The 22853-nt window shown below is 52.8% G+C and carries 21 protein-coding genes, 1 pseudogene and 1 riboswitch; of the genes and pseudogenes, 12 read left to right on the top strand and 10 right to left on the bottom strand.

Annotated elements, in window-relative coordinates:
- Nucleotides 1–564: 564 nt before the first annotated feature.
- On the top strand, nt 565–2586 hold the full coding sequence (gene uvrB, locus ACJHYO_RS17920; protein ID WP_000042533.1) for an excinuclease ABC subunit UvrB: 2022 nt from the start codon (nt 565–567) through the stop codon (nt 2584–2586).
- A 37-nt stretch (nt 2587–2623) separates the two neighbouring features.
- On the opposite strand, the gene yvcK is transcribed toward uvrB, so the two are convergent.
- A complete protein-coding gene (gene yvcK / locus ACJHYO_RS17915) occupies nt 2624–3532 on the bottom strand; it encodes a uridine diphosphate-N-acetylglucosamine-binding protein YvcK (RefSeq protein ID WP_001331964.1) in 909 nt (302 codons plus the stop codon).
- 264 nt (nt 3533–3796) lie between these two features.
- A riboswitch (molybdenum cofactor riboswitch) is annotated at nt 3797–3941 on the top strand.
- Between yvcK and moaA the strand changes: the two genes are divergently transcribed.
- From moaA to ACJHYO_RS17880, 7 genes are all read left to right on the top strand, one after another.
- Nucleotides 3929–4918 carry a GTP 3',8-cyclase MoaA gene (gene moaA, locus ACJHYO_RS17910; protein ID WP_001295301.1) on the top strand — a complete coding sequence of 330 codons (990 nt, stop codon included), beginning with the start codon at nt 3929–3931 and terminating at the stop codon, nt 4916–4918. It overlaps the preceding riboswitch by 13 nt.
- A 21-nt stretch (nt 4919–4939) precedes the next feature.
- Nucleotides 4940–5452, top strand: a complete 513-nt coding sequence (gene moaB / locus ACJHYO_RS17905) for a molybdenum cofactor biosynthesis protein B (protein WP_000084639.1) — start codon at nt 4940–4942, stop codon at nt 5450–5452.
- Between the two features lie 2 nt (nt 5453–5454).
- A complete protein-coding gene (moaC, locus tag ACJHYO_RS17900) occupies nt 5455–5940 on the top strand; it encodes a cyclic pyranopterin monophosphate synthase MoaC (protein ID WP_000080885.1) in 486 nt (161 codons plus the stop codon).
- On the top strand, nt 5933–6178 hold the full coding sequence (moaD, locus tag ACJHYO_RS17895) for a molybdopterin synthase sulfur carrier subunit (RefSeq protein WP_000611264.1): 246 nt from the start codon (nt 5933–5935) through the stop codon (nt 6176–6178). Before moaC ends, moaD begins: the two co-directional genes overlap by 8 nt.
- Nucleotide 6179: 1 nt before the next feature.
- Entirely contained in the window at nt 6180–6632 is a 453-nt protein-coding gene (moaE, locus tag ACJHYO_RS17890) for a molybdopterin synthase catalytic subunit MoaE (RefSeq protein ID WP_000852274.1), read from the top strand.
- Between the two features lie 136 nt (nt 6633–6768).
- Entirely contained in the window at nt 6769–7473 is a 705-nt protein-coding gene (locus ACJHYO_RS17885; RefSeq protein ID WP_410232530.1) for a Bax inhibitor-1/YccA family protein, read from the top strand.
- Nucleotides 7474–7677: 204 nt separating this feature from the next.
- A complete protein-coding gene (locus tag ACJHYO_RS17880; protein ID WP_001298686.1) occupies nt 7678–8391 on the top strand; it encodes a Bax inhibitor-1/YccA family protein in 714 nt (237 codons plus the stop codon).
- Between the two features lie 35 nt (nt 8392–8426).
- Here the strand turns inward: ACJHYO_RS17880 and ACJHYO_RS17875 are convergent, their stop codons facing one another.
- Genes ACJHYO_RS17875 through ACJHYO_RS17865 form a run of 3 tightly spaced genes read right to left on the bottom strand, consistent with a single transcriptional unit; the run spans nt 8427 to nt 11382 of the window.
- A complete protein-coding gene (locus ACJHYO_RS17875; RefSeq protein ID WP_085455250.1) occupies nt 8427–9383 on the bottom strand; it encodes a YbhN family protein in 957 nt (318 codons plus the stop codon).
- Nucleotides 9383–10624, bottom strand: coding sequence for a cardiolipin synthase ClsB (gene clsB / locus ACJHYO_RS17870; protein ID WP_000650339.1), 1242 nt, complete (start codon nt 10622–10624; stop codon nt 9383–9385). Before clsB ends, ACJHYO_RS17875 begins: the two co-directional genes overlap by 1 nt.
- On the bottom strand, nt 10621–11382 hold the full coding sequence (locus tag ACJHYO_RS17865) for an endonuclease/exonuclease/phosphatase family protein (RefSeq protein ID WP_001113348.1): 762 nt from the start codon (nt 11380–11382) through the stop codon (nt 10621–10623). Before ACJHYO_RS17865 ends, clsB begins: the two co-directional genes overlap by 4 nt.
- Before the next feature lie 132 nt (nt 11383–11514).
- On the opposite strand from ACJHYO_RS17865, the gene ACJHYO_RS17860 reads away from it, so the two are divergent.
- Complete coding sequence (locus ACJHYO_RS17860; protein ID WP_021515802.1) at nt 11515–11925, top strand: YbhQ family protein; 411 nt, start codon at nt 11515–11517, stop codon at nt 11923–11925.
- Here the strand turns inward: ACJHYO_RS17860 and ACJHYO_RS17855 are convergent.
- Genes ACJHYO_RS17855 through cecR form a run of 5 tightly spaced genes read right to left on the bottom strand, consistent with a single transcriptional unit; the run spans nt 11887 to nt 17528 of the window.
- The gene (locus ACJHYO_RS17855) at nt 11887–12993 is read right to left on the bottom strand and encodes an ABC transporter permease (RefSeq protein WP_000469031.1); all 1107 of its coding nucleotides are present in this window, start codon (nt 12991–12993) and stop codon (nt 11887–11889) included. The two genes, ACJHYO_RS17860 and ACJHYO_RS17855, sit on opposite strands and share 39 nt — an antisense overlap.
- Nucleotides 12994–13003: 10 nt before the next feature.
- Entirely contained in the window at nt 13004–14137 is a 1134-nt protein-coding gene (locus ACJHYO_RS17850; protein WP_000070127.1) for an ABC transporter permease, read from the bottom strand.
- Nucleotides 14130–15866 (bottom strand): ATP-binding cassette domain-containing protein, encoded by a 1737-nt coding sequence (locus ACJHYO_RS17845; protein WP_085455252.1) that lies wholly within the window; start codon nt 15864–15866, stop codon nt 14130–14132. The genes ACJHYO_RS17850 and ACJHYO_RS17845 overlap by 8 nt, the downstream gene beginning before the upstream one ends.
- Nucleotides 15859–16854 carry a secretion protein HlyD gene (gene hlyD / locus ACJHYO_RS17840; RefSeq protein ID WP_001298684.1) on the bottom strand — a complete coding sequence of 332 codons (996 nt, stop codon included), beginning with the start codon at nt 16852–16854 and terminating at the stop codon, nt 15859–15861. Before hlyD ends, ACJHYO_RS17845 begins: the two co-directional genes overlap by 8 nt.
- Nucleotides 16855–16856: 2 nt before the next feature.
- Nucleotides 16857–17528 carry a DNA-binding transcriptional regulator CecR gene (gene cecR, locus ACJHYO_RS17835; RefSeq protein WP_001295890.1) on the bottom strand — a complete coding sequence of 224 codons (672 nt, stop codon included), beginning with the start codon at nt 17526–17528 and terminating at the stop codon, nt 16857–16859.
- 228 nt (nt 17529–17756) lie between these two features.
- On the opposite strand from cecR, the gene rhlE reads away from it, so the two are divergent.
- Entirely contained in the window at nt 17757–19118 is a 1362-nt protein-coding gene (gene rhlE, locus ACJHYO_RS17830; RefSeq protein ID WP_000007116.1) for an ATP-dependent RNA helicase RhlE, read from the top strand.
- A gap of 232 nt (nt 19119–19350) precedes the next feature.
- Here the strand turns inward: rhlE and ACJHYO_RS17825 are convergent.
- Nucleotides 19351–19548: pseudogene (locus ACJHYO_RS17825) on the bottom strand (NADAR family protein); the annotation flags it as partial.
- 106 nt (nt 19549–19654) lie between these two features.
- On the opposite strand from ACJHYO_RS17825, the gene dinG reads away from it, so the two are divergent.
- Both dinG and ybiB read left to right on the top strand, forming a co-directional pair.
- Nucleotides 19655–21805: an ATP-dependent DNA helicase DinG gene (gene dinG / locus ACJHYO_RS17820; RefSeq protein WP_001218658.1), complete on the top strand. Its 2151-nt coding sequence runs from the start codon at nt 19655–19657 to the stop codon at nt 21803–21805.
- A 27-nt stretch (nt 21806–21832) separates the two neighbouring features.
- The gene (gene ybiB, locus ACJHYO_RS17815; protein WP_000386565.1) at nt 21833–22795 is read left to right on the top strand and encodes a DNA-binding protein YbiB; all 963 of its coding nucleotides are present in this window, start codon (nt 21833–21835) and stop codon (nt 22793–22795) included.
- The last annotated feature ends 58 nt before the right edge of the window (nt 22796–22853 follow it).

The following is a 22853-nucleotide window of genomic DNA, read 5'->3' as shown; positions in this document are numbered from 1 at the left end:
GTTAAATTGCGAGCGAGATCGTGTCTCCGATTGACTGCAATTTAACCAATTAAATTCTAAAAAAATCACGAAAAAAATTTTACCTCCGCATCATGCGGTGAATGTGGGAATTGCCCAGGCGGCGGGGGATAGGGGCTGCAGACAGTTATCCACTATTCCTGTGGATAACCATGTGTATTAGAGTTAGAAAACACGAGGCAAGCGAGAGAATACGCGGCTTGCACGCGAATTGGCGTTAAAGACGGCTCAAAGAAATATCTTTTATTTTTTAACAGGTTAGATAATTGCAATGGCAGTCACTGAACAGGCATCTCTTGCCATAAAACTGTCATCAATCATCTTGACAAATGTTAAAAAAGCCGTTGCTTTGGGGATAACCCGGTAAGGCCGGAGTTTTATCTCGCCGCAGAGTAAATTTTGCTCATGATTGACAGCGGAGTTTACGCTGTAACAGAAATATTATGGTGATAAACTGTTTTTTTATCCAGTATAATTTGTTGGCATAATTAAGTACGACGAGTAAAATTACATACCTGCCCGCCCAACTCCTTCAGGTAGCGACTCATGAGTAAACCGTTCAAACTGAATTCCGCTTTTAAACCTTCTGGCGATCAGCCGGAGGCGATTCGACGTCTCGAAGAGGGGCTGGAAGATGGCCTGGCGCACCAGACGTTACTTGGCGTGACTGGCTCCGGGAAAACCTTCACCATTGCCAATGTCATTGCTGACCTTCAGCGCCCAACCATGGTACTTGCGCCCAACAAAACGCTGGCGGCCCAGCTGTATGGCGAAATGAAAGAATTCTTCCCGGAAAACGCGGTGGAATATTTCGTCTCCTACTACGACTACTATCAGCCGGAGGCCTATGTACCGAGTTCCGACACCTTCATTGAGAAAGATGCCTCGGTAAACGAACATATCGAACAGATGCGTTTGTCCGCCACCAAAGCGATGCTGGAGCGGCGTGATGTGGTTGTGGTGGCGTCTGTTTCCGCGATTTATGGTCTGGGCGATCCTGATTTATATCTCAAGATGATGCTCCATCTCACGGTCGGTATGATTATCGATCAGCGCGCGATCCTGCGCCGACTGGCGGAGCTGCAATATGCTCGTAATGATCAAGCCTTCCAGCGTGGTACTTTCCGTGTTCGTGGCGAGGTGATTGATATCTTCCCGGCAGAATCGGATGACATTGCACTTCGCGTGGAGCTGTTTGACGAGGAAGTGGAACGATTGTCGTTATTTGACCCGCTGACCGGGCAGATTGTTTCCACTATTCCACGTTTTACCATCTACCCGAAAACGCACTACGTCACGCCACGCGAGCGCATCGTCCAGGCGATGGAGGAGATCAAAGAAGAGCTGGCCGCCAGACGTAAAGTGCTATTGGAAAACAACAAACTGCTGGAAGAGCAGCGGCTGACCCAGCGTACCCAGTTTGATCTGGAGATGATGAACGAGCTAGGCTACTGTTCGGGGATTGAGAACTACTCGCGCTTCCTCTCCGGTCGTGGACCGGGTGAGCCACCGCCGACGCTGTTTGATTACCTGCCTGCTGATGGGCTGCTGGTGGTCGATGAATCTCACGTTACCATTCCACAAATTGGCGGCATGTATCGCGGTGACCGGGCGCGTAAAGAGACACTGGTGGAGTACGGCTTCCGCCTGCCATCAGCGCTGGATAACCGTCCGCTGAAATTTGAAGAGTTCGAAGCATTAGCGCCGCAAACCATCTATGTTTCGGCGACGCCGGGTAATTACGAGCTGGAAAAATCCGGTGGCGATGTGGTGGATCAGGTGGTGCGTCCAACAGGCTTACTCGACCCGATTATCGAAGTGCGGCCAGTGGCAACACAGGTGGATGATCTTCTTTCGGAGATTCGTCAGCGAGCGGCAATTAACGAACGCGTACTGGTTACAACTCTGACCAAGCGGATGGCGGAAGATCTCACTGAATATCTCGAAGAACACGGTGAGCGCGTGCGTTATCTTCACTCAGATATCGACACCGTCGAACGTATGGAGATTATCCGCGACTTGCGTCTGGGTGAGTTCGACGTATTGGTAGGGATCAACTTACTGCGCGAAGGTCTGGATATGCCGGAAGTTTCGCTGGTGGCGATCCTCGACGCTGACAAAGAAGGCTTCCTGCGTTCCGAACGTTCGTTGATCCAGACCATTGGTCGTGCGGCACGTAACGTTAACGGTAAAGCGATTCTCTATGGCGATAAGATCACCCCATCAATGGCGAAAGCGATTGGCGAAACCGAACGTCGCCGCGAGAAACAGCAGAAGTACAACGAAGAACACGGCATTACGCCGCAAGGCTTGAACAAGAAAGTGGTCGATATCCTGGCGCTGGGGCAGAACATTGCCAAAACCAAAGCGAAGGGCAGAGGAAAATCGCGCCCGATTGTTGAACCGGATAATGTGCCGATGGATATGTCGCCTAAAGCGTTACAGCAGAAGATCCATGAACTGGAAGGGTTGATGATGCAACACGCGCAGAATCTGGAGTTCGAAGAAGCGGCGCAAATTCGTGACCAGTTGCATCAGTTGCGTGAGCTGTTTATTGCCGCGTCGTGACAAGATGACGAAGCCGGAATATTCTTCCGGCTTCGTGTTAACCTAAAGCCTGTAATGCCTTTTCCAGCGCGCTATGCAACAACTGGCGGTCATGACGATACGGAATATCGCTGGCCTCCAGCACTTCCTGAATCACAATCCGCTCTTTCACCGCCGAGACATCCTCTTTTGGCCCGACGATGACCGCATCAATTACCTTTTTACCAACATACTGCTCCATAATTGCCAGCTTGCTTTCCAGCTTCAGATTAGCCGCAGGTAAACTCAACTCACGCCCCAGATTGCCGATATAGACCATCGGCGCTGGCGTGCGGCGTAATGCCTGTGCGATTTCCTTCAGCAGCAGAATTGGCATCAGGCTGGTGTAAAAACTGCCAGGCCCAATAATGATGAGATCCGCTTCACTGATAGCGTGAACCGCCTCACGCGTTGCGGGTACATTCGGCGTTAACAATAACTCTTGAATCGGCGCAGTTAACTGGTCGATATTGACCTCGCCGTATACTTCATGCCCCTGATCGTCAATCGCCATCAGATCAACAGGATGCTCCGACATCGGAATCAAATGTGCGTCCACTTTCAGCAGATTTCGAATCAGATTGATCGCTTCAAGAGGTCGCACGCTAAGGTGATCCAGTGCCTTTAACATCAGGTTTCCAAGGTTGTGCCCGGAAAGTTCGCCATTACCGCCGAAACGATATTCAAACATTGCGGAAGCGACGCTGGGTTCAGTTATCAGCTGATTGAGGCAGTTGCGCATATCGCCCCAGGCAATGCCGCCTTCTGAGCGGCGAATACGCCCCGTCGAGCCACCGTTATCGGTGGTGGTGACGATACCCGTTAAACGAGAACCCAAAGACGAAAGTGATGAGAGAACGCGTCCCAGTCCATGCCCTCCGCCGAGAGCAACGACACGATCAAGGTCAGCCAGCGTACGATTGCGCATATAGTTTCCTGGAGTCAGATTATCCGCGCTACAGTAGCGCAAATTGCGAGGAAACAGCAATTAACCTGCCAATATTGAGGATACAAACTATTTTCTTCTACCTCTAAAGGACGATGCACGCTATGCCTCCCTGATGATGTATATCAAAGTAAAACCGCCATTTTCCCTTATTCTGTAGCGAAATAGCACGATCATGACGCTATATACATGATTACATAGCGAAAGTGTGGATGGTAAAAATCTCATTTACACGCTAGTATCGGCTTAACCACTAAACACTCTAGCCTCTGCACCTGGGTCAACTGATACGGTGCTTTGGCCGTGACAATGCTCGTAAAGATTGCCACCAGGGCGAAGGAAGAAATGACTTCGCCTCCCGTATCTGGAAAGGTGTACATGGCTTCACAACTGACTGATGCATTTGCGCGTAAGTTTTACTACTTGCGCCTGTCGATTACTGATGTGTGTAACTTTCGTTGCACCTACTGCCTGCCGGATGGTTACAAGCCGAGCGGCGTCACCAATAAAGGCTTTCTGACCGTCGATGAAATTCGCCGGGTTACGCGCGCCTTCGCCAGTCTGGGCACCGAAAAAGTCCGTCTGACAGGTGGTGAGCCATCTTTACGCCGCGACTTTACCGATATCATCGCTGCTGTGCGAGAAAACGACGCTATTCGCCAGATAGCGGTCACCACCAATGGTTACCGTCTGGAGCGCGATGTGGCGAACTGGCGCGATGCTGGACTTACTGGCATCAACGTCAGCGTCGACAGTCTGGACGCTCGCCAGTTTCATGCCATTACCGGGCAGGATAAATTCAACCAGGTCATGGCAGGAATCGATGCTGCATTTGAGGCCGGTTTTGAGAAGGTTAAAGTCAATACCGTGCTGATGCGTGATGTTAATCATCACCAGCTCGACACCTTTCTGAACTGGATCCAGCATCGTCCCATTCAGCTGCGTTTCATCGAACTGATGGAAACGGGCGAGGGCAGCGAGCTCTTCCGTAAGCATCACATCTCTGGTCAGGTTCTGCGTGACGAGCTACTGCGTCGCGGCTGGATCCACCAATTACGTCAACGCAGCGACGGTCCCGCGCAAGTCTTTTGTCATCCGGATTACGCCGGAGAGATTGGCCTTATCATGCCGTATGAAAAAGACTTCTGCGCCACTTGCAACCGCCTGCGCGTTTCCTCCATTGGTAAACTCCATCTCTGCCTGTTTGGTGAAGGCGGCGTTAACCTACGCGATCTGCTGGAAGACGATACCCAGCAACAGGCGCTGGAAGCGCGTATTTCAGCGGCGCTGCGGGAGAAAAAACAGACCCATTTCCTGCATCAAAATAACACCGGTATTACGCAAAACTTATCGTACATTGGTGGCTAAAACGTCAAAAGGAGAGATCAGATGAGTCAGGTAAGCACTGAATTTATCCCGACCCGTATTGCTATTCTTACGGTTTCTAATCGTCGCGGTGAAGAAGACGATACCTCCGGTCACTATCTGCGCGACTCGGCGCAAGAAGCGGGCCATCACGTTGTCGATAAAGCCATTGTGAAAGAAAACCGCTACGCTATTCGCGCTCAGGTATCTGCGTGGATCGCCAGCGACGATGTACAAGTGGTGTTGATTACGGGTGGTACTGGCCTGACGGAAGGCGATCAGGCTCCCGAAGCGCTGCTGCCGTTGTTCGACCGTGAAGTTGAAGGTTTTGGTGAAGTGTTCCGGATGTTGTCGTTCGAAGAGATTGGCACTTCCACGTTGCAATCTCGTGCGGTAGCGGGCGTCGCTAACAAAACGCTGATTTTCGCCATGCCGGGTTCGACCAAAGCGTGCCGTACCGCATGGGAAAATATCATTGCGCCGCAGCTGGATGCCCGTACGCGTCCGTGTAATTTTCATCCACATTTGAAGAAATAAGTATGTCGCAACTGACCCATATCAACGCCGCTGGCGAAGCTCACATGGTGGATGTCTCCGCCAAAGCGGAAACCGTGCGTGAAGCGCGCGCCGAAGCCTTTGTCACCATGCGCAGCGAGACGCTGGCGATGATTATTGATGGTCGCCACCACAAAGGCGACGTATTTGCCACTGCGCGTATCGCCGGTATTCAGGCGGCAAAACGCACCTGGGATCTGATCCCGCTGTGTCACCCGCTGATGCTCAGCAAAGTTGAAGTCAATTTACAGGCCGAGCCGGAGCACAATCGGGTACGTATAGAAACCTTATGCCGCCTGACCGGGAAAACCGGTGTCGAAATGGAAGCGTTAACCGCGGCCTCCGTGGCGGCGCTGACCATTTATGACATGTGCAAAGCGGTGCAAAAAGATATGGTGATTGGTCCGGTACGTTTGCTGGCAAAGAGCGGCGGCAAGTCGGGTGACTTTAAGGTGGAAGCGGATGATTAACGTTCTTTTTTTCGCCCAGGTGCGCGAGTTGGTGGGAACAGATGCAACCGAAGTGGCTGCGGATTTCCCAACCGTTGAAGCGTTACGCCAACATCTGGCTGCGCAGAGCGATCGTTGGTCGCTGGCGCTGGAAGATGGCAAATTGCTGGCTGCTGTCAACCAGACGCTGGTGAGTTTTGACCATTCGCTGACTGACGGCGACGAAGTGGCTTTCTTCCCGCCGGTAACCGGAGGTTAAGATGGCAGAAACCAAAATTGTTGTCGGCCCGCAGGCGTTCAGCGTAGGAGAAGAGTACCCGTGGCTGGCTGAGCGTGACGAAGACGGTGCGGTAGTCACCTTTACCGGTAAGGTGCGCAACCATAACCTGGGCGACAGCGTCAAAGCATTAACCCTCGAACACTATCCGGGAATGACAGAAAAAGCACTGGCAGAAATCGTTGATGAAGCGCGTAACCGCTGGCCGCTGGGGCGCGTCACGGTAATTCACCGCATTGGTGAATTATGGCCGGGCGATGAAATTGTTTTTGTCGGTGTTACCAGTGCGCATCGCAGCAGTGCGTTTGAAGCCGGGCAGTTTATTATGGATTATCTCAAAACCCGCGCACCGTTCTGGAAGCGCGAAGCCACGCCGGAAGGCGACCGTTGGGTCGAAGCTCGGGAGAGCGATCAGCAGGCGGCAAAACGCTGGTAGTTTATTGTTAGCCGGATAAGGCACCGCTGCGTCCGGCAATTTCACCGCTCAGTACATACGTTTACGCTGCGTCGATGCACAGCCTCATCATTTTGCAGTATCCTTAAGATATTCCTTATATCTTCAGGAGAAAGTCATGGACAGATTCCCACGTTCTGATTCAATCGTACAACCCCGGGCTGGCTTGCAAACTTATATGGCGCAAGTCTATGGCTGGATGACCGTTGGCTTGTTGCTGACAGCATTTGTTGCCTGGTATGCGGCTAATTCCGCGGCCGTGATGGAGCTGTTGTTTACTAACCGTGTCTTTTTAATCGGTCTGATCATCGCGCAATTAGCATTGGTTATTGTGTTATCAGCGATGATTCAAAAGCTGAGCGCAGGTGTGACGACGATGCTCTTTATGCTTTATTCGGCGCTGACGGGTCTTACGCTTTCCAGTATTTTCATTGTCTATACCGCTGCTTCTATCGCCAGTACTTTCGTCGTTACTGCCGGGATGTTTGGCGCAATGAGCCTGTACGGTTACACCACGAAGCGCGATCTAAGCGGCTTTGGCAATATGCTGTTTATGGCGTTAATCGGCATTGTGTTGGCATCGCTGGTCAACTTCTGGCTGAAAAGCGAAGCATTGATGTGGGCAGTTACCTACATCGGCGTGATTGTCTTTGTCGGATTGACGGCGTATGACACTCAGAAATTGAAAAATATGGGTGAGCAGATTGATACCCGCGACACGTCGGACCTGCGCAAATATTCCATTCTTGGCGCGTTAACCTTGTATCTGGACTTCATCAACCTGTTCCTGATGTTGCTGCGGATCTTCGGCAACCGCCGTTAATTCTTTTTCATCATCAATATCCCGGCCATGTGTCGGGATTTTTTTCTTATTAAAAACGACACTTAACAAGTACCAGGTATAAAATATGCCTTATGGACGAGCGGAAGCGTTTTCTGTATCCATAAATGCAAAAGTATTTTGTATGCGTGGTTTTAAATTTATTGATGGTGAATATTAATGTTTTTTCTAAGGACAACTAAAAGAATGGAATCATACTCGCAAAATAGCAATAAATTAGATTTTCAGCACGAAGCCAGGATATTAAACAGCATATGGCTCATTACCGCTTTGGGTTTGGTGGCAACCGCAGGGCTGGCCTGGGGCGCTAAGTATCTCGAAATTACGGCAACAAAATATGATTCACCGCAAATGTATGTTGCTATAGGATTATTATTACTTTCTATGTATGGCTTAAGTAAAGATATCAACAAGATAAATACCGCCATCGCGGGCGTAATATATTTGTTTTTAATCTCTTTGGTGGCGATTGTCGTTGCGAGTTTAGCGCCTGTATCTGCCATTATAGTCGTGTTCAGCACTGCGGGATCGATGTTTTTAATCAGTATGCTGGCAGGTCTATTGTTTAAATTTGATCCTGGTTCTCACCGTTTTATCATTATGATGACGTTGACAGGGTTGGCCCTGGTAATCATCGTGAATGCCACATTAATGAGTGAACGACCCATTTGGGTAATAAGTTGCTTAATGATTGTCTTATGGTCAGGCATTATCTCGCATGGACGAAATAAGCTCCTTGAACTGACAGGAAAAAGCCATAGTGAAGAATTATGGAGTTCGGTTCGTTGTGCTTTTATAGGTGCATTAACACTCTATTACTATTTTATCGGCTTCTTTGGGATTCTTGCCGCTATAGCTATAACGCTTGTCTGGCAAAGGCATACGCGGTTTTTTCATTAGCCGTAAATGCACATACTAAAGAACTTAACTATACTTCACATCGCCGCTTCATTTTTCGCCCGTAGCTTCTTCGCCTGGCTTTCCAGCAACAGGTAACAGATCAGCGCCAGCAGCAGTGGGATAAAGTAATACAGCACACGGTAAGCGAGCAGGGCGGCGATAATTGTGCCTTTGGAGGTATGCTCCCCAGACAGTAGCGCGATAAACACCGCTTCCAGCACACCAATTCCCGCCGGAATATGCACGATGACGCCAGCAATACTACTAACCAGCAACACGCCCAGTACAAAGAAATAGTTCACGCTTTGACCAAGTAACAGCCAGATAATCGCTCCCATTACCATCCAGTTAACGCTGGAAATCAGCATCTGGGCGAGGGCGAATTTCCACGAAGGCAGCACCAGCTTTTGCCCTTTGATGGTCATATGGCGGTGCTTCGCGAAAGCGCAAAACCACAAATAAACCGCGATAATCACCAGTAAGCCAATACCGAGAATACGCAGCGTAGTTTGATCGACATACCAGTGATCCGGCAACTCCACCACGCCTGCGGTAAAGATAACCCCCGCTAGCAAAATATAGCCTAGCCAGTTGGTGGTAATACTGAGCGAAAAAATCCGCGTAATAGTGCTGCCCGGTAACCCCAGTCGGGAGTACAAACGATAGCGCATACCAATGCCGCCGACCCAGGTACTGAGTGTCAGGTTGAAGGCGTAGCAGATAAACGACACCAGCATCACCTGGCGCTTCGCCAGTTTGTGACCGCAGTAGAAACGGGCGAGCAGGTCGTAGCAACCGTAAATCAGATAACTGACGACCACCAGCCCGACCGCACTAAGCAGCGCAACGCGATTGTAGTCGCGGATGACCTTCCAGACCTCTTCCCAGTCCACTTTTTTGGCGTAGACCACCAGCAACACAATCACCGCGATAAAAAACAGCCAGGTGAGGATCTTCTTTGCTAAGCGCCAGCGCGGGTGTGATTTACTCATCAGGGTTTTACCCCCGTGTTTTCAGTTTCTACCCGATCCTGCGTTTCCATTGTCGGTTGTGCGGGGGGATCAACCTGCGCCAGACGTGGCGTGTGCGCCGGAAGCCAGCCCACCAGCGCCGGGAAGTGGCGTAGAAAGTGGAACGCCAGCACGCTTTTAGTCAGGTTCCACCAGGTGCGTTTCGGCAGCATGGTCTCATCGACCTGCTGACAATCTGCGGCAATAATGCCGTTCAGATTATCGCGCAGCGTCTGGTTAAAATTACGATCGTGGATGATGACATTTGCTTCGAGATTCAGTGACAAACTGAGCGGATCGAGATTACTGGACCCTACTGTCGCCCAGTGATCGTCCATCAATGCCACTTTGCCGTGGAGCGGGCGGCGGCGGTACTCAAACACCTGAACGCCACCTTTAACCAGATAGTTATACAGCAAACGCGCGCCGACTCTGACAATCGGCATATCCGGTTCGCCCTGAATGATCAGTTTGATCCGCACCCCGCGCCGTGCCGCTTTACGCAAGGCGTGTAAAAAACGATAGCCGGGGAAGAAGTAGGCGTTGGCGATAATCACTTCCCGCCGCGCCTGAGTGAGCATTTTCAGATAGTGACGTTCGATATCATCGCGATGTTCTTCGTTATCGCGCCAGACCAGCAATACCTGCGCTTCTCCCGGCTGGCGGTTCTCTTCCGCTTTATGATGACGTCGCCACCAGCGTCGCGCCGCGCTTTGTCCTGGCAGGTTTTCCAGCTCAAACTGGAGAATATCTTCGACAATCGGCCCTTCGAGGCGTACCGCGTAATCCTGTTTGGCCTCCGGGCCGTAGCTGGACATATGCTCGGCGGAGTAATTCAGCCCACCAATAAAGGCGATACGCGCGTCGATCACCACAATTTTGCGATGCATCCGGCGAAACACATTGGTGCGCATACCAAAAAGGCGAGGGCGGGGATCGTAGTAGCGGAACACCACGCCAGCTGCCGTCAGTTCATTGACAAACTCATCGCTGAGATCCGGCGAACCGTAGCCATCCAGCAAGACTTCCGCTTTTACCCCGCGTTGCGCTGCTGCCAATAGCGCCGCATGCAGCTGTTTGCCGACGTCATCCTCAAACCAGATAAACGTTTCAAGAATGATGCGTTCTTGTGCCTCTCCAATCGCCTTAAACACCGCGGGATAATATTGCTCGCCGTTTTCCAGCAACTGGATCTTATTGCCTTCGCGCCAGCTACATTTCATAAATGAATCTCCGCACTTAAAGGGGCATGATCAGAAAGGTGTCGCCATGTCCGCAGCGGCAACGCGGTTGGCGCGCTGGCGCTGGCATTTTTGACGTAGATCCTGTCCAGTCGTAGTAGAGGAAATTGCACCGGAAACGTGCGCGCCGGGCGTCCGTGGGCGCGGGTAAAAATCTCATCCAGCCCGGCCTGCACTTTTAACGGATGATTAGCTTTTTGCCGCCAGTCGTTGAAATCACCCGCTACCAATACCGGTTCGCCGTCCGGTAGCTCATTCACCCATTCGGCGAGCATCGCAAGCTGCGCCTGACGGTGCGCCTCACGCAGGCCCAGATGTACGCACATCACATGAATCGCTTTCCCGGTCATCGGCGGCACAATGCGGCAGTAGAGCACGCCGCGCTTTTCCGCACCATCGACCGAAACATCACGATTCTCATAATGTTCAATGGGATAACGTGAAAGAACGGCGTTACCGTGATGTCCTTCCGGGTATACGGCATTGCGACCGTAGGCGAAATCGCTCCACATGGTGTCGGCGAGAAACTCGTAGTGCGAGGTATCGGGCCAGTTTTCCACATGCAGCGGATGAACTTCGTGCGCGCCCATCACTTCCTGCAGGCAAACAATATCGGCGCTGACGGTACGCACGGCGTCGCGAAGTTCCGGCAAAATGAAGCGTCGGTTAAACGCGGTAAAGCCTTTGTGAATATTGATGGTGAGCACCTTGAACGAAAATTGTTGTGTTTGATCGGGCATAATTTTCCTGTCTTTGCCTCTTATCTCATTGAAATAGTGTAGTCGGCGTCACAAAAAGGTGCGGTCTTACGGAATTTTCCGTAAAGTTCGGTACTCTGAATAAGTAGAGATAAATTCTTCAGGAGAGAAGCCATGAAGTGGCAACAACGTGTTCGTGTCGCAACTGGCCTAAGTTGCTGGCAGATTATGTTGCATTTACTGGTAGTGGCGCTGCTGGTGGTGGGCTGGATGAGTAAAACTCTGGTTCACGTCGGCGTAGGATTATGCGCACTGTATTGTGCCACGGTAGTGATGATGCTGGTGTTTCAGCGCCACCCCGAGCAACGCTGGCGTGAGGTGGCAGACGTGCTGGAAGAGCTGACCACGACCTGGTATTTTGGTGCAGCGCTGATTGTGCTGTGGCTGTTGTCCCGCGTACTGGAAAACAACTTTTTGCTGGCAATTGCAGGGCTGGCAATCCTTGCCGGCCCGGCGGTGGTGTCTTTGCTGGCGAAAGATAAGAAGTTACATCACCTTACGTCTAAACATCGCGTACGCCGCTGACCCTGTCGTGGCCGTTATCACCAGTAGCGGCCACAAACTATTCCACACAATATCCAGACTCGCATCCTTCAAATAAATCTGCTTGGTAATGTCCGTAAAGTGGCGAATAGGGTTAATCCACGTCAGATTTTGCAGCCACACTGGCATGTTTTCCACCGGCGAAACGTAACCGGAAAGGAGAATGGCGGGCATCATAAAGACAAATACGCCGATAAATGCCTGCTGTTGTGTTGAACAGAGTGATGAAATCAACAGACCGAATCCCACCAGCGATAAACCGTAAATCACCATCGTAAAGTAGAACAGCGCCAGCGATCCGGCGAAGGGAATTTGATACGCCCAGATACCAATCGCCAGCACAATGGTGGCCTGGAAGGTGGCGACAATTAATGCCGGTACGGCTTTGCCGATGAATATCTGCCAGGTGGTGAGGGGCGAAACCAGCAACTGATCGAGCGTACCTTGTTCACGTTCACGGGCGACGGAAAGTGAAGTGACTATCATTACGCCGATAGTGGTGATCATGGCGATCAGCGACGGCACCACAAACCATTTGTAGTCGAGATTCGGGTTATACCAGTTGCGTACCACCAGCTCGCTGTTGTTGGGTTTCGGTTTTCCTTCCAGCAGCTCCTGCTGATAATTTTTGACGATCTGTTGCAGGTAGTTGGCGGCAATTTGCGCACTGTTGGAGTTACGCCCGTCGAGGATCAACTGCAACGGCGCGGTCTGGAAGGTATCCAGTTTGCGCGAGAAGTCAGCCGGGAAACGCACCAGTAGTAACGCCTTTTGTGTGTCGATGGTCGGGCGGATCTCCTGCGGGCTTTTCAGCAGCAGCACATGGGTAAAGGCGCTGGCGCGGGCAAAACGTTGAGTAAGTTCCACCGAATGCTCGCCGTTATCTTCATCGTAGATGGCGATGGTGGCGTTGGTCACTTCCAGCGTGGCGGCGAACGGGAACAGGATCACCTGAATCAGCACGGGTAAAATCAGAATTGCGCGGGTTTGCGGTTCGCGCAGCAGCGACTGCAACTCTTTGCGGATTAACGTCCATAAGCGATGAAACATGCTCTTCTCCCTAATCCAGCCGACGTTTGGTTTTCAGCCACGTCAGGCCGATAAACATCACCGCCGAAGCGATCAAAAACAGCACGTTCACTATCAGCACCACTGGAATATTCCCGGCGAGGAACAGGCTTTGCAGAGTGCTGACGAAATAACGTGCGGGAATAATGTACGTCACCGCGCGGATCACCGCGGGCATACTGTCTATCTGAAATATAAAGCCGGAAAGCATAATCGACGGCAGAAAAGCCGCGTTCAGGGCCACCTGAGCGGCGTTGAACTGGTTGCGGGTAATCGTGGAAATCAGCAGCCCCATCCCCAGGGTACTGAGTAAAAACAGGCTGGAGATAAAAAACAGAATCAGCAGCGACCCGCGATACGGCACGCCGAGAATAAACACCGACACCAGCATACACAGCAACATCGCCAGCATCCCGAGAAAGTAATAAGGGATCAGCTTACACAGCAGCAGCTCCGTGCGGGTAATCTCCGTAGAGAGCAAAGCCTCCATGGTGCCGCGTTCCCATTCTCGCGCCACCACCAGCGAGGTGAGAATCGCGCCGATGACCGTCATGATAATGGTCACCGCACCGGGGATAATAAAGTGCTGGCTAATCGCCGCCGGGTTAAACCAGTAGCGGGTTTGTACATCAATAAGCGGTTCAAAAGTCTGCCCGTTATCCTCCGCTCGCTGCATTTGCCAGATCTGCCAGATCCCTTCGACATACCCCTGCACAAAGTTAGCGGTATTCGGCTCACTGCCGTCGGTGATCACCTGAATCGGTGCGGTGGCGTTGGCGCGCTCCATCTGTTCGGCGAAATCCACCGGAATAACCACCAGACCGCGAATTTTCCCCGCCTGCATTTTGGCGATCAGTTCCTGACGGTTATCGCTGATGGTGGCGTCGATGTAGGGCGAACCGGTCATGGTGTGGGTGAAATCCAGCGCCGCTTCGCTACGCTGTTCCAGTAAAATCCCGACGCGCAGCTTGCTGGAGTCGAGGTTAATGCCGTATCCAAAAATAAACAGCAGTAGCAGTGGGATCACTACCGCAATCAGCCAGCTACTCGGATCGCGAACAATCTGCCGCGTCTCTTTGACGCACAGCGCCCGCACGCGACGCCAGGACAGGATCGGATTACTCATTGCTATGCTCCTTATCCCAGTCGTGGATCAACTGAATAAAGGCTTGCTCCATCGTGGGATCGGGTTGCTCATCGTTGGCCGACTGCGCTTTCAAATCGTCCGGTGTGCCGCTGGCGATTAATTTCCCGCGGTACACCAGGCCGATGCGGTCGCAATATTCCGCTTCATCCATAAAGTGGGTGGTGACCATCACCGTGACGCCTTTCTCTACCATACTGTTGATATGTAGCCAAAATTCACGGCGGGTGAGGGGATCAACGCCGGACGTCGGTTCGTCGAGAAACAGAATGTCCGGTTCATGCATCAGCGAACAGGCCAGCGCCAGCCGCTGTTTAAAACCTAATGGCAGTTCATCGGTCGCGTGGGAGGCGATACTTTTCAGGCCGAACGCCTCGCTCATACGGGAGATTTTTTCGTTCTGCGCCCGACCGCGTAAGCCATACACACCAGAGAAAAAGCGTAAATTCTGTTCGACCGTCAGGTTGCCGTAGAGCGAAAATTTTTGCGCCATATAGCCGAGATGCTGGCGCGCTTTACCGGAACTCTCTTTCAGATCCATGCCCAGCACCAGCGCCTGACCAGAGGTCGGTACCAGCAAACCGCACATCATCTTAAAGGTGGTCGATTTACCCGCGCCGTTTGGTCCCAGTAAACCAAAAATCTCCCCGCGTTTAACGGCAAAGTTGACGTGATCGGTGGCGGCAAAATCACCAAATTTCTTGGTTAGTTCCTTCGCTTCGATCACCGTCTCGCCAGGTGTACCTCCTACCGTATGTAATATTGCGCCCAGCGGCGATTCCGAGGTTCCGGCACCGCCCAGCAAATCAATAAACGCATCTTCAAAACGCGGCGTAGTTTCGTTGATGTCGATTTCCGGCATCCCGTCGGCATGGCGAATATCGTCTGGCGTGGTCTCTTTTTTGAGGATCAGACGTACCGATTTCCCCTGAATCATGCCGTCGCTGACCTGCGGCAGTTTCAATGCCCGTTGCAACAGTTTGCGGTTGCCCTCGTGCGGGCTGGTCATCAGAAAGCTGCGTCCGGCCATGGTTTGAGTCAGGGCCGTCGGTTCTCCCTGATACAGCAGCTCGCCTTCGTTCATCAGTAACACGTCACGGCACTGCTCGGCTTCGTCGAGATACGAGGTACTCCAGAGGATTAACATCCCTTCGCCCGCCAGCTCATGCACCATCTGCCACAGTTCGCGCCGTGAGATAGGGTCAACGCCGACGCCGGGTTCATCGAGCAGCAACACTTTCGGTTCGCCTACCAGGGTACAGGCCAGGCCGAGTTTTTGTTTCATCCCACCGGAGAGCTTGCCCGCCAGGCGTCCGGTAAACGGGCCAAGAGATGTAAACTCCAGCAGGCGAGCAAAAGTCTGCTTCCGTGCCTCGCCGGTGACGCTGCGCAAATCCGCGTACAGATTGAGGTTCTCCATCACCGTCAGATCTTCATACAGGCCGAATTTCTGCGGCATATAGCCGAGCACGGCGTGCAGCGCGCCGTCGTTTTTGATCGGATCAAAGCCAATCACCGTGGCACTGCCGCTGTCGGGTTTCAGTAATCCCGCCAGCATCCGCATCAGCGTGGTTTTGCCCGCACCGTCCGGCCCAACCAGCCCCGTCACATAACCGGCGTGAATGGTGCAGTCGAGCGGTGCGACGGCGGGCTTGTCCATGCCCGGAAAGCGTTTTTCCAGGCCGTTCAGCGTGATAACGGCATCATTCATGTCCTGCCTCGTCACCGAATTGCACCGTTACCGGCATTCCCTGGCGTAACGCATCATCGGCGTCGGTCACCACAATACGCAGGCGATAGACGAGGTCGGTACGCAGATCCGGTGTTTCGACGGTTTTCGGGGTAAATTCAGCAGTCGGCGAAACGAAACCAATCTGCCCGTGATACGGTTTGTTCGGACGACCATCGGTATAAAGCAGCACTTTGCGCCCCGGCTGGGCCTGGTCAAGATTACGTTCATCAACATAGGCGCGTACCCACACCGGACGCGTCAGCGAGACGGTAAATACCGTGCCACCTTCATTAAGCACCGTGCCTGGCTCTACCGCGCGCGTTAACAGCGTGCCATCAGACGGAGCGACCAGCGTCGAATCCTGCAAATTCAGCTCCGCCTGCGCCAGTTGCGCCTGCGCTTGTTCGAGGCTGGCTTTCGCCTGGGCGATGTCCTGTTCGCGGTTACCGGAACGGTACTGACGCAATTTATCCTGCGCTGATTTCAGCGTGGCCTGCGCCTGGTCGCGCGAGGAGCGGGCATTTTCCAGGTCATTTGCCGAAATGGTGCGGCTTTTCCACAGTCCTTGCTGGCGGTTATAGAAGTTCTGCGCATAGTCATAGGCAGCTTGCGCCTGTTTCACCGCTGCGGCGGCCTGAGCGATTTCTTCGTCGCGATACCCGGCAAGCATCAGGTCATACTGCGCCTGAGCCACCGAAACGCCCGCTTTCGCCTGCATCAGGGCAATCTCATACGGCTTGTGATCCAGTTCGCCCAGCACCTGGCCCGCTTTGATCGCATCACCTTCGTCCACCGCCAGCGACTCAACGCGCCCCCCAACACGGAAACTAAGATTCACCGTACGAATATCCACGTTGCCATACAGAGTCAGGCCGTTATCCTGGCGGCTTTGATACCACCAGTAGCCTCCGGCAACCACGGCGGCAAGTACTACTACCGCCAGTCCGATCACGACAGGTTTTTTCATCACTACAAACTCCTTTGCGATAATCCTTGCAAAATCAGGTCAATATGACAGGTCACCGTCTGGTTGATCAGTTCGGTCTTTTCTTCATCGAACGCGGTCCAGCCGGTACGTAACAGAATAGTTTCTTTGCCAAGACGAAACGCCAGAATCTCACCAATCAACGCATGGGTATGAAGGATCATGCGGGTATCGCTAGCGTCGCAGCCGGTCCAGGCGGCAATCAGGCGTGTAAGGTGACTGTGTAGCGGACTAATCACCTGTTCGTGCACCAGGTGGTAGGCTGCCGTGGGAGAGAGCTGCTCACGGGAGATAAATTTGCTGAGGTTGACGGTGTCATCCTGGGTGAGCAGCTTAATCATGTTTCTGCAGGCGCGAAGGATCAGTTCACGGATGGCTGCCCGATCCGGCTGTGGTTGTGCGAACAAACGTTCGGCTTCTTCGGCGTGTGGACGGAACTGCTCGCCAATAAAATCAGCAATCCACTGGGCGCAGGCGAGGTACAAATCTTCTTTCGAACCGAAGTAGTAGGTGATGGCTGCGATATTCTGCCCGGCCTGGGCGGCTATCTCGCGGGTGGTGGCGTTCATTCCATATTCACCAAACTGTGCCAGTGCCGCAGCAATCAGCTGTTTTTTCGCCTGTTCACCCTTGATTGTCATGGCAGGATTATTCATCGCACAGTCCATTCTTAATCAAATGATTGATTAAGATTATGACTCCATAGGGGAGTTGTCCAGTATGGCTAAGAATTTTAGCTACGCCAGTCACAGGGATAATTTATGCGCTGCGTCACAAAAACTGCTACACTCCGCTCCCTCATGACATTGTGGTTTTTGTCATTTTCCTTTTCAGTATCTCCCTGAAAACTACACCGGTAACGGTCGGGGCGGTTCGGAGTAGTTATGTCTTTCGATTCTTTGGGTTTAAGCCCTGATATCCTGCGCGCCGTTGCCGAGCAGGGTTACCGTGAACCCACCCCTATTCAGCAGCAGGCGATCCCTGCGGTGCTGGAAGGCCGCGACCTGATGGCCAGCGCCCAGACCGGTACCGGCAAAACAGCGGGCTTTACGCTGCCGCTGTTGCAACACCTGATCACTCGCCAGCCGCACGCCAAAGGGCGTCGTCCGGTACGCGCGCTCATTCTTACCCCGACCCGTGAACTGGCGGCGCAGATTGGCGAAAACGTCCGTGATTACAGCAAATATCTGAACATTCGTTCGCTGGTGGTGTTTGGCGGTGTCAGCATTAACCCACAAATGATGAAGTTGCGCGGCGGCGTTGATGTGCTGGTGGCAACGCCGGGACGTCTGCTGGACCTGGAACATCAAAATGCAGTGAAGCTGGATCAGGTTGAAATCCTCGTCCTTGATGAAGCTGACCGCATGCTCGACATGGGCTTTATCCACGATATCCGTCGCGTGTTAACAAAACTGCCAGCGAAGCGCCAGAACCTGTTGTTCTCCGCGACCTTCTCTGACGATATTAAAGCCCTGGCGGAAAAACTGTTGCACAACCCGCTGGAAATCGAAGTGGCACGCCGCAATACCGCGTCTGATCAGGTGACCCAGCACGTTCACTTTGTCGATAAGAAACGCAAACGCGAATTGCTGTCGCATATGATTGGGAAAGGGAACTGGCAGCAGGTGCTGGTGTTTACCCGTACCAAACATGGCGCTAACCATCTGGCTGAACAGCTTAATAAAGACGGCATCCGTAGTGCGGCGATCCACGGTAATAAATCGCAAGGTGCGCGTACTCGTGCGCTGGCCGATTTTAAATCGGGCGATATTCGTGTACTGGTGGCAACTGACATCGCTGCGCGCGGTCTGGATATCGAAGAGTTGCCGCACGTCGTCAACTATGAGTTACCAAACGTACCGGAAGATTATGTTCACCGTATCGGGCGTACTGGCCGTGCGGCGGCAACTGGCGAAGCATTGTCGCTGGTGTGTGTTGATGAACACAAACTGCTGCGTGATATCGAAAAACTGCTGAAAAAAGAGATCCCGCGCATTGCGATTCCGGGGTATGAGCCGGACCCGTCAATCAAAGCCGAACCGATCCAGAACGGTCGCCAGCAACGTGGCGGCGGTCGTGGACAGGGCGGTGGTCGCGGTCAACAGCAACCACGCCGTGCGGAAAGTGGTGCGAAGTCTGGTAACGCGAAGCCCGCAGAAAAACCGTCTCGTCGTCTCGGCGATGCCAAACCGGCAGGCGAACAACAACGTCGCCGCCGTCCGCGTAAACCTGCCGCTGCGCAGTAATCTTTTATGCCGGGCTATGCCCGGCATGAGACTGATGACAAACACAAAACTGCCTGATGCGCTACGCTTATCAGGCCTACGTGAACTCTGCAATATATTGAATGTGCATGTTTTTGTAGGCCGGATAAGGCGCTCGCGCCGCATCCGGCATTTCACAACAAGCACTTGTCAGCCATTTGCGAGCGCGGCAAAAAGATTTCTCTGTTTTAACGCCCACAAGCCACCCGATGCGTTACTTCTCCGCAGCCAATTGTCCGCGCAACGCCATTAAAAGGTACCCCAGGCGATTCTTGCCCTGACCATTACCGCCATCTCCCCAGTAAGCATCATTTTGCGTATGCTCAACCAGTTTTGCGGACGCGGTTGCCAGCAAGAGTGTACGCAGTTCTGCATGTTGTTCGAATTTAGCGCGAAGCGCTTTACGCATCATCCTGCTGGTTATTGCGAGCCGCTTTCCAGAAACAGAAAAACCATTACCCCTGAAAACCGAAAAATGCCACAATATTGGCTGTTTATACAGTATTTCAGGTTTTCTCATGGCATTAACCGCCGCGCTTAAAGCGCAAATTGCCGCCTGGTATAAGGCGCTTCAGGAACAGATCCCCGACTTTATTCCCCGTGCGCCGCAGCGGCAGATGATTGCGGACGTCGCCAAAACGCTGGCCGGAGAAGAAGGGCGGCATCTGGCGATTGAAGCCCCTACCGGCGTTGGGAAAACGCTCTCCTATTTGATCCCCGGCATCGCCATTGCCCGCGAAGAGCAAAAAACGCTGGTGGTAAGTACCGCCAACGTGGCATTGCAGGATCAGATCTACAGCAAAGATTTACCGCTGCTGAAAAAGATCATTCCCGATCTTAAATTCACTGCCGCTTTTGGGCGTGGGCGCTACGTTTGCCCGCGTAATCTGACAGCGCTCGCCAGCACTGAGCCCACGCAACAGGATCTGCTGGCGTTTCTTGACGACGAACTGACGCCGAACAATCAGGAAGAGCAAAAACGTTGTGCGAAGCTGAAGGGCGATCTCGACACTTATAAATGGGATGGCCTGCGCGATCATACTGATATCGCTATAGATGATGATCTCTGGCGTCGTTTGAGTACCGACAAAGCCAGCTGCCTCAACCGCAACTGTTACTACTATCGCGAATGCCCGTTTTTTGTCGCTCGTCGGGAAATTCAGGAAGCGGAAGTGGTGGTGGCAAACCATGCGCTGGTGATGGCGGCGATGGAAAGCGAAGCGGTATTGCCTGACCCGAAAAATTTACTGCTGGTGCTGGACGAAGGTCATCACCTGCCGGATGTGGCGCGGGATGCGCTGGAGATGAGCGCCGAAATCACCGCGCCGTGGTATCGGCTACAGCTGGACTTGTTCACGAAACTGGTCGCTACCTGCATGGAGCAGTTTCGCCCGAAGACTATCCCACCGCTGGCGATCCCCGAGCGTTTAAATGCCCATTGTGAAGAGTTGTATGAGCTTATCGCCTCGTTAAACAACATTCTCAATCTCTACATGCCTGCCGGGCAGGAGGCAGAGCACCGTTTTGCGATGGGCGAACTGCCTGATGAAGTGCTGGAGATCTGCCAGCGGCTGGCAAAACTCACCGAGATGCTGCGTGGTCTGGCGGAGTTATTTCTTAACGATTTAAGTGAGAAAACCGGCAGCCATGACATTGTACGCCTGCATCGGTTGATTTTGCAGATGAACCGCGCGTTGGGGATGTTCGAGGCGCAAAGCAAACTCTGGCGGCTGGCGTCTCTGGCGCAATCTTCCGGTGCGCCGGTGACCAAATGGGCGACGCGGGAAGAGCGCGAAGGGCAGCTACACCTTTGGTTTCACTGCGTGGGAATACGTGTCAGCGATCAGCTGGAAAGGCTGCTGTGGCGCAGTATTCCGCACATTATTGTTACCTCCGCAACCTTGCGTTCGCTGAACAGTTTTTCGCGTTTGCAGGAGATGAGTGGGCTGAAAGAGAAAGCGGGCGACCGTTTTGTGGCACTGGATTCCCCTTTTAACCACTGTGAACAGGGCAAAATTGTTATTCCCCGGATGCGCGTTGAGCCTTCCATCGACAACGAAGAGCAGCACATTGCCGAAATGGCGGCCTTTTTCCGTGAACAGGTGGAGAGCAAAAAACATCTCGGTATGTTGGTGCTGTTTGCCAGCGGGCGTGCGATGCAGCGCTTTCTCGACTATGTGACGGATTTACGCCTGATGTTGCTGGTGCAGGGCGATCAGCCACGTTATCGCTTAGTTGAACTGCACCGCAAACGCGTTGCCAACGGTGAGCGTAGCGTGCTGGTGGGCTTACAGTCCTTTGCCGAAGGTCTTGATCTGAAAGGCGATCTGCTCAGCCAGGTGCATATCCACAAGATCGCTTTTCCGCCCATCGACAGCCCGGTGGTGATCACCGAAGGTGAATGGCTGAAAAGCCTCAACCGCTATCCGTTTGAGGTGCAAAGCCTGCCGAGCGCTTCGTTTAACCTGATTCAGCAGGTTGGGCGACTGATTCGAAGCCACGGTTGCTGGGGGGAAGTGGTTATCTACGACAAACGCTTGCTGACAAAAAATTATGGCAAGCGACTACTGGATGCATTACCGGTATTTCCGATAGAGCAACCGGAAGTCCCTGAAGGTATAGTTAAAAAGAAAGAAAAAACGAAATCCCCACGCCGTCGGCGGCGTTAATGATGTGAGTCAGGTAAGGAGTCGTAAATGGACTATCGCAAAATCATTAAAGAGATCGGGCGCGGGAAAAACCACGCGCGCGATTTAGACCGGGATACTGCGCGCGGTCTGTATGCCCATATGCTCAATAGTGAAGTCCCTGACCTTGAGTTGGGCGGCGTATTGATTGCGCTACGTATCAAAGGGGAAGGGGAAGCAGAGATGCTTGGCTTTTACGAAGCCATGCAAAATCACACCATCAAGCTGACGCCGCCTGCAGGCAAGCCGATGCCGATTGTCATCCCCAGTTACAACGGCGCGCGTAAACAGGCCAATCTGACGCCGTTGCTGGCGATTCTGCTGCACAAACTTGGTTTTCCCGTGGTGGTTCACGGGGTTAGCGAAGATCCAACCCGCGTGCTGACTGAAACCATTTTCGAACTGATGGGTATTACACCAACGTTGCACGGCGGGCAGGCGCAGGCGAAGCTCGACGAACATCAACCTGTCTTTATGCCTGTCGGCGCGTTTTGCCCGCCGCTGGAAAAACAACTGGCGATGCGCTGGCGGATGGGCGTGCGTAACAGTGCACATACCCTGGCGAAACTGGCGACGCCATTTGCCGAAGGTGAGGCACTGCGTCTTTCCAGCGTTTCGCATCCGGAATACATTGGACGCGTCGCGAAGTTCTTTAGCGATATCGGCGGGCGGGCGCTACTTATGCATGGTACTGAAGGTGAAGTGTATGCTAATCCGCAGCGCTGCCCGCAGATCAATCTCATTGACCGTGAAGGGATGCGGGTACTGTATGAAAAACAGGACACTGCTGGTAGCGAGTTACTGCCACAAGCAAAAGATCCGGAAACCACGGCGCAGTGGATTGAGCGTTGCCTTGCTGGCAGCGAACCGATTCCCGAATCGCTGAAAATCCAGATGGCTTGCTGCCTGATGGCTACGGGTGAAGCGGCAACTATCAGCGACGGCCTGGCGCGCGTTAATCAGGCATTTTAATTTTTATCTCAGCCGGATGAGCCATGTCATCCGGCTTTTACCCCACCGCAATATGAAA

It is taken from the genome of Escherichia sp. WS1118 (assembly GCF_046487695.1).
In the GTDB taxonomy this organism is placed as follows: domain Bacteria; phylum Pseudomonadota; class Gammaproteobacteria; order Enterobacterales; family Enterobacteriaceae; genus Escherichia; species Escherichia coli.
The sequence above is the reverse complement of the archived record's forward strand: the minus strand, read 5'-3'. Positions and strand labels throughout refer to the sequence as shown.